Annotated in this window: 7 protein-coding genes; 5 read left to right on the top strand and 2 right to left on the bottom strand. The window is 65.5% G+C overall.

Annotated elements, in window-relative coordinates:
• On the top strand, positions 1-746 hold a 746-nt coding region (locus AC1DSN_RS16970; protein ID WP_477331819.1), incomplete at its 5' end, for an aminotransferase-like domain-containing protein.
• Positions 747-784: 38 nt separating this feature from the next.
• A complete protein-coding gene (gene tadA / locus AC1DSN_RS16965) occupies positions 785-1,273 on the top strand; it encodes a tRNA adenosine(34) deaminase TadA (RefSeq protein WP_477297634.1) in 489 nt (162 codons plus the stop codon).
• Here the strand turns inward: tadA and AC1DSN_RS16960 are convergent.
• Both AC1DSN_RS16960 and AC1DSN_RS16955 read right to left on the bottom strand, forming a co-directional pair.
• Positions 1,270-2,097, bottom strand: coding sequence for an NAD-dependent protein deacetylase (locus AC1DSN_RS16960; protein ID WP_477331817.1), 828 nt, complete (start codon positions 2,095-2,097; stop codon positions 1,270-1,272). The genes tadA and AC1DSN_RS16960 overlap by 4 nt on opposite strands.
• A gap of 10 nt (positions 2,098-2,107) precedes the next feature.
• Positions 2,108-2,908 (bottom strand): hypothetical protein, encoded by an 801-nt coding sequence (locus tag AC1DSN_RS16955; RefSeq protein ID WP_477331815.1) that lies wholly within the window; start codon positions 2,906-2,908, stop codon positions 2,108-2,110.
• A 126-nt stretch (positions 2,909-3,034) separates the two neighbouring features.
• On the opposite strand from AC1DSN_RS16955, the gene AC1DSN_RS16950 reads away from it, so the two are divergent.
• The 3 genes from AC1DSN_RS16950 to AC1DSN_RS16940 all read left to right on the top strand — a co-directional run.
• Positions 3,035-3,673, top strand: a complete 639-nt coding sequence (locus tag AC1DSN_RS16950) for a response regulator (RefSeq protein ID WP_063573082.1) — start codon at positions 3,035-3,037, stop codon at positions 3,671-3,673.
• A 151-nt stretch (positions 3,674-3,824) separates the two neighbouring features.
• Positions 3,825-5,465 (top strand): phosphoglucomutase (alpha-D-glucose-1,6-bisphosphate-dependent), encoded by a 1,641-nt coding sequence (pgm, locus tag AC1DSN_RS16945; protein WP_477331813.1) that lies wholly within the window; start codon positions 3,825-3,827, stop codon positions 5,463-5,465.
• A 71-nt stretch (positions 5,466-5,536) separates the two neighbouring features.
• Positions 5,537-6,338: cache domain-containing protein (locus AC1DSN_RS16940; protein ID WP_477331811.1), on the top strand; the 802-nt coding region annotated here is incomplete at its 3' end.

Genomic DNA, 6,338 nt, shown 5'->3' with positions numbered 1-6,338 from the left:
GCGTGCCGGTGCCTGTGGACGGCGAGGGCCTGGACGTGGCCGCTGGCATGGCACGCGCCCCGGATGCGCGCGTGGCCCTGGTCACGCCAGGTCAGCAGGCCCCGCTGGGCGTGACGCTTTCCCTGGATCGACGGCATGCCCTGCTGGACTGGGCTCACGCGGGCGACCGCTGGATTGTCGAGGACGACTACCTCGGCGAGCTCCAACTGGCCCGGCGTGCCGCACCCGCACTGGCATCGATGGACGCCAGGCGGGTCGTCCATATCGGCACCTTCAGCAAGACGATGTCGCCCGCGCTACGGGTGGGCTATCTGGTCGTGCCGCTCGATCTGGTCGGTCAGGTGACCGAGGTGGTGGGCACGCTGGATCCCGCGCCGCCCCCTTCCGTCCAGCTGGCGCTGGAGGCGTACATGCGCGACGGCCATTACCTGCGTCACCTGCGCCGTATGAAGCGTGCCTATGCCGAGCGGCGGGATGCCCTGGTGACGGCGTTGAACGGGTTGGGGATCGATCATGAGCCCGCTGGCCTCGCGATCCACATCCGTTTGCCCGAGGGTATGGACGATGTCAGCGTGGCCCGCGACGCACTGGCCGAATATCTTTCACCGATTCCGGTGTCCCCCTGGTACGCGGGTGGGGTTGAGTCGCGAAGCGGATTGCTTCTGGGTGTCACCAATGTGCCGCCCGAACACGCGGCAGCGTTCGCCGAGCGTCTCTGGCGGATCGTGCAACGCCAGGGCGCGTGAGATAATCACGCTTTCAACGGAAACATCGTTTGTCCATCATCCCCGACATCCTGCCGGCTCCGACCGACTCCTTCACCGACGCCGACCGTGCGTGGATGGCGCGCGCACTCGCGCTGGCCGAGCACGCGCGCGACGCCGAAGGTGAGGTGCCCGTGGGAGCCGTGCTGGTCATGGATGGCGTGGCGGTCGGCGAAGGCTGGAACCGGAATATCACGCTCAACGATCCGACCGCGCATGCGGAGATCCAGGCCTTGCGAGCGGCGGGGCAGGCGGTGTCGAACTATCGTTTTCCGGGGTCCACGCTGTATGTGACGCTGGAGCCTTGCGCCATGTGTGCCATGGCCATGGTGCATGCCCGCGTCGGCCGTGTCGTGTTCGGGGCAACAGACCCCAAGACAGGCGCGGCGGGCAGTGTGTTCGATACGCTGGTTTCCGATCGGCACAACCACCGGGTGGACGTACAGGGCGGTCTGGAAGCCGGGGCCGCCAGCGACATGCTGCGCCAGTTCTTTCGTGCGCGACGCTAAGCGTAAGGCGCGAGCGCTTCCGCACAGGATTGCTCGATCTTCAGCGTCAGCAGTGCATCGGCGCGTGTCACACCGAGGTTGACCGACGCGATGGGTAGCCCGCGCCGGGAGGCTTCGAGCACGAAGCGATAACCCGAATAGACCATCAGCGATGAGCCCACCACGAGCATGGCATCTGCCCGGCCCAGATGAGCCCACGCGGTGTCGACACGTGCGCGCGGCACGTTCTCGCCGAAGTACACGACATCCGGCTTGAGGATCCCGCCGCACACCGTGCATGCGGGAATCTCGAAGTGGGAGAAGTCCACCCCGTCGAGATCGGCGTCGCCGTCGGGTGYGATGGTGGCATGAAGGTCCAGCCACGTTGGGTTGGCGGCTTCAAGTCGTGACTGCATGGTGTCGCGACGGGTGATATCCCCGCATTGCATGCAGCGCACGCGGTCGAGTCGCCCGTGCAGATCCACGACGTTGATGCTCCCGGCGGCCTCATGCAGGCCGTCGACATTCTGCGTGAGCAACAGCTCGATGCGCCCGCTGTGCTCCATGGCGGCAAGGGCTCGATGGGCCACGTTCGGCTGCACGCTGCCGAAGTGACGCCAGCCGATCATGCCCCGCGCCCAGTACCGTGCCCGCGCGGGCGGACCGCTCATGAACATCTGCAGGGTCATCGGCGGGCTGCGTTTCCAGGCGCCCTGGACATCGCGGTAATCGGGAATGCCGGAGTCCGTGCTGATGCCCGCGCCCGTGACGACGAACAGGCGCGAGTACGTCTGCAGGAACGCGCGAAGCGGGTCGTCGGTCTCGTGGGCGGGCAGGGTATTCACGGCCGTGAGACTATAGCCGATCGCTGTCGCGGTGTTCGCGTAGCAGGTCCAGGATGGCCGCGGCGTCATCGCCGAAGTCACGGACCGAACGGTCGATCGCTTCGTGGCGGCCGGTGGCGAGATCACGCTCCAGCAGCAACCCGACCTGGGCCAGGCCGCTGGCTTCGGCCATACCGAGCACGCCCGCCACGCGATGTAGCCAGGCCTGGAGATGGTCGCTGCCAGCCTTCGCCAGCAGGCCGTCGAGATCGGCGAGGTCGCGGCTAAGCGCATGGTCCAGCGACGCGATCACTTCGGCCAGTGCCGCCTGGCCTCCGAGGGTGCACCTGAGCGCCTCGATGTCGACGTCCGGCACGCGTCGTGGCATCGAAAAGGTTATTTCGACGATGACGCGCGTACCGAAGTCGGCGCCCGACTCGATCTGGAGCCGACCGCCAAGGTGCGCGAGGGTGGCGGCGGGTATGAGGAATTTCGGATCGCTGGCCGTCGTGGCTTCGCCATCATCGGCGACGGTGAGATGCACCGTCTGGCTGGTCCGTGTCTCGCCCACGAGGTCGACTTGCAGGGCGGCGTAGCCACCTGCGGCGACATCGATCGCACGCTCCAGCAGGTAACCGACGACGCCTCCCAGTTCATCCATCGCACCCGTCAGATCGGGCGCCACGGCAGGGTCCACGTCCAGTTCCAGTGTCGTTTGGCGGGCGCGGGCCAGGGGGGCATAGCGACGACCGAGGTGGGCGAGTAGCGCGGGCAGGTCATCGATCGCGCGGTGCCGACGGAATCGGGAAACAAGGCGTCCGAGTCGTCGCAAGAGGCACGCGAATGCGTGTCGCGAGCTTGGCGTACGCGGGTGCGATGTGCTCAACTTCGCGCCCCGTAGGTGGCGCCCCGGAAACGCTTGCCACGGTAGGGACCGCACATCGGGAAAGGATCACTCATGGTGTACCGCGTTATCCTGGCCGACGATCACCCCGTCGTGCTTAAAGGCCTCAGCCTGGCGTTGGCAAAAGACGGTCTCGCGACCATTGTCGGCGAAGCGCAATCGCCCGACGAACTGCTCGCGCTGCTTGGTGAAGTGGCTTGCGATGCACTGATCACCGACTTCAGCATGCCCGCGCCGGGTCGCGACGGCCTGGCGCTGCTCGCCGACGTGCGCGCGCGCTTTCCCGAGATGCCGGTGATGGTCATCACGACGCTGGCCAACCCGGCGCTTTACCGCGAAATCCTTGCGACGGGTGTACGCGGCTTGATCGGCAAATCCGGCGATGCACGGGAAATTCCGGAGGCGCTGGTGGAGATCGTGTCGAACCATGTCTACCTCGGATCATCGGTACGGGCGTTACTCGGTGCACCGCCGGGCACGCCGATGGGAAAGTCGGGAACCCTGGCAGACCTGTCACCACGAGAGTTGACCATCCTTCGCCTGTTCGCCGGCGGCAACAGCGTGACGGACATCGCCCGGGAAACCGGGCGGGGCCTGTCGACCATCAGCCAGCAGAAGACCAATGCGATGCGCAAGCTCGGACTCGAGACGGACGCGGAGATCTTCGAGTACATCGATCGGTTGCGACTCTAAGACGCTTGGGCGAGGGACCGCCGTGACGATAGCGGCAGGACAACGCCCGGACCATGGAAGAATTCTGAAAACGTTGACAACCCATCACATGTCGCGGCCTACAATGGCGAGTCGAGGTGCCGCGTGGGCACCGTCCAAGGAGATAGCATCGGTGAGCGCCAAGATCAGTCCGTTCGCGGGCAAGCCCGCGACAGAAGTTCCGTCGGTCGACATCGCTGCGCTCCTTGCCGCCTACCACGATCTGCGGCCGGACCCTTCGGTCCCCGAGCAGCGCGTGGTGTTCGGCACGTCCGGTCACCGAGGTTCCTCCTTCGATCGCTCGTTCAACGAGTGGCACGTCTGGGCCGTGGTGCAGGCTATCTGCGAGTACCGGGCGCAGGCGGGTATCGACGGTCCTCTCTTTGTCGGCATCGACACCCACGCGCTGTCCGGGCCCGCCTACGAGAGCACCCTCGAGGTGCTTGCCGCGAACGGCGTCCAGGCGCTTGTGTCGACGGCCGGCGAGTTCACGCCGACGCCTGCCGTGTCGCATGCCATTCTTGCGTTCAATCATGGGCGCGACCGCGGCAAGGCCGATGGCATCGTGATCACGCCGTCACATAACCCGCCCGAAAGCGGCGGCATCAAATACAACCCTCCCCATGGCGGTCCCGCGGACACCGATGCCACCTCATGGATCGCTGCGCGTGCGAACGTGCTGATCGAGGGCGATATTCGCGACGTGAAGCGCTTTACGTTCGCACAGGCGCGGCAGGCCGCCACGACGCGCGAGTACGATTTCCGCGAGCGCTACGTAGAAGACCTGGGCGACGTGCTCGACCTCGAGGTGATCCGCGGCAGCGGCGTTCGCATGGGTGTGGATCCACTCGGCGGCGCCGGTGTGCACTACTGGGGGATGATCGGCGAGCGCTACGGGCTGGATCTCACGGTCGTCAGTGACGTGGTCGACCCCACGTTCTCCTTCATGTCGCTGGACTGGGACGGACGCGTTCGCATGGATCCGTCGTCGTCGTACGCCATGCAGCGCCTCATCGGGCTCAAGGACAAGTTCGACGTCGCCTTCGCCTGTGACACCGACCACGACCGCCACGGTGTCGTCGCACCCAGCGCAGGGCTCATGCAAGCGAACAGCTACCTCGCCACCGCGGCGTGGTACCTGTTCCAGAACCGTCCGGGCTGGCGCGATGATGCCGCCGTGGGCAAGACCGCCGTGAGCACGGGGCTGCTCGATCGCATCGCGAAGCATCTGAGCCGGCCGTTGCTCGAGGTGCCCGTGGGCTTCAAGTATTTCGTTTCGGGCCTCTACGACGGCAGCCTGGGCTTTGGCTGCGAAGAAAGCGCGGGTGCCTCGTTCCTGACTCGAAACGCCGCGGCCTGGTCGACCGACAAGGACGGCATCGCCGCGGCACTGTTGGCGGGTGAAATGACGGCGAAGCTGGGGCGCGATCCCGGCTTGATATACCGCCAGATCACCGACACGCTGGGCGATCCCGCCAACGCGCGTATCGATGCGCCCGCCACCCATGCCCAGAAGAGCCGCCTGTCGAAGCTGGCCCCCGAGCAGGTCACCTCGAAGACGCTGGCAGGCGATCCCATCGTCGCGATCGTGAACCAGGCCAACGGGCAGGCGATCGGCGGCATCAAGGTCATGTCGGATCAGGCCTGGTTTGCGGCCCGGCCGTCAGGAACCGAGGACATCTACAAGGTCTACGGCGAGAGCTTCCGTGGCAAGGAACATCTGGCCAAGGTGCTTGAAGAGGCCCAGGCGATGGTCGACGGCGCTCTCGGCTAGGTGCTTTCGACCTAAAGAAACGCGACGGCGCGCCGAAATGGGTGTTCCACATACCCGATCCGGCCCTCTTCGTGAATCTTTTTCGTTCCACCCAGGCAAGGTATACCGCCTTCGTCCTGGCGTATTTTCTTGCGCTCGTCGTCCTGACCTTCGTTGTGGTCCGGCTATTCGTGACGCCCGATCTACGTCGCAGCGAGGCCGAACGGGTCGGTCGCAACGTGGACGAGATTGGTCTTGTCATCACCAACAAGCTGCACCAGGTCGAGGCGCAGCAGCGCAGCATCACGCAGAGCGTGGCGCTGATGGACAGCGCTTCGATCGACCGGCTGCAGCCTGGTCTCGTCGACCAGTACGGTGACCAGGACGTGTTCGGCGGCGGCATCTGGCCGTTGCCGTTCAAGCGCGAGGCCACGAAGGAGCGTGACAGCACGTTCTTTGCGCGCGACGCCGCCACCGGCAAGCTTGTCGTCAACACCCACTGGAACCAGCCCGATGCCCTGAAGTACTGGGAGCAGAGCTGGTACAAGAACGGCCTGACCGCGCCGCGCGGACATTGCCTCTGGGCGGACGCCTATAAGGACGCCGCCAGTGCGCAGCCGCGCACGAATTGCGCCATGGCCATCTACCAGGGCGACGAGATCTTCGGCGTCTCCACGGTGGATGTCACGCTGGGCTTCTTCAATCGTCTCGTCGCCGACATGGAAGGCAAGGTGCACAGCCAGATCCTGATCGTCGAGCCGAACGGTACGATCGTCAGTAACACCACCTATATCAAGGACGAAATCGTCCTGAAAAAGCTGGCCGACCTCGCGGCGACGTCGCCGATGATCGCGCAGGTCAAGGACGCCATGCCCGAGCTGGGCAAGGCAAAGC

This window comes from Luteibacter sp. P4_D7_3, from assembly GCF_056401735.1.
Note: the sequence above shows the minus strand (reverse complement) of the source record. Positions and strands in the feature narration are given on the sequence as shown.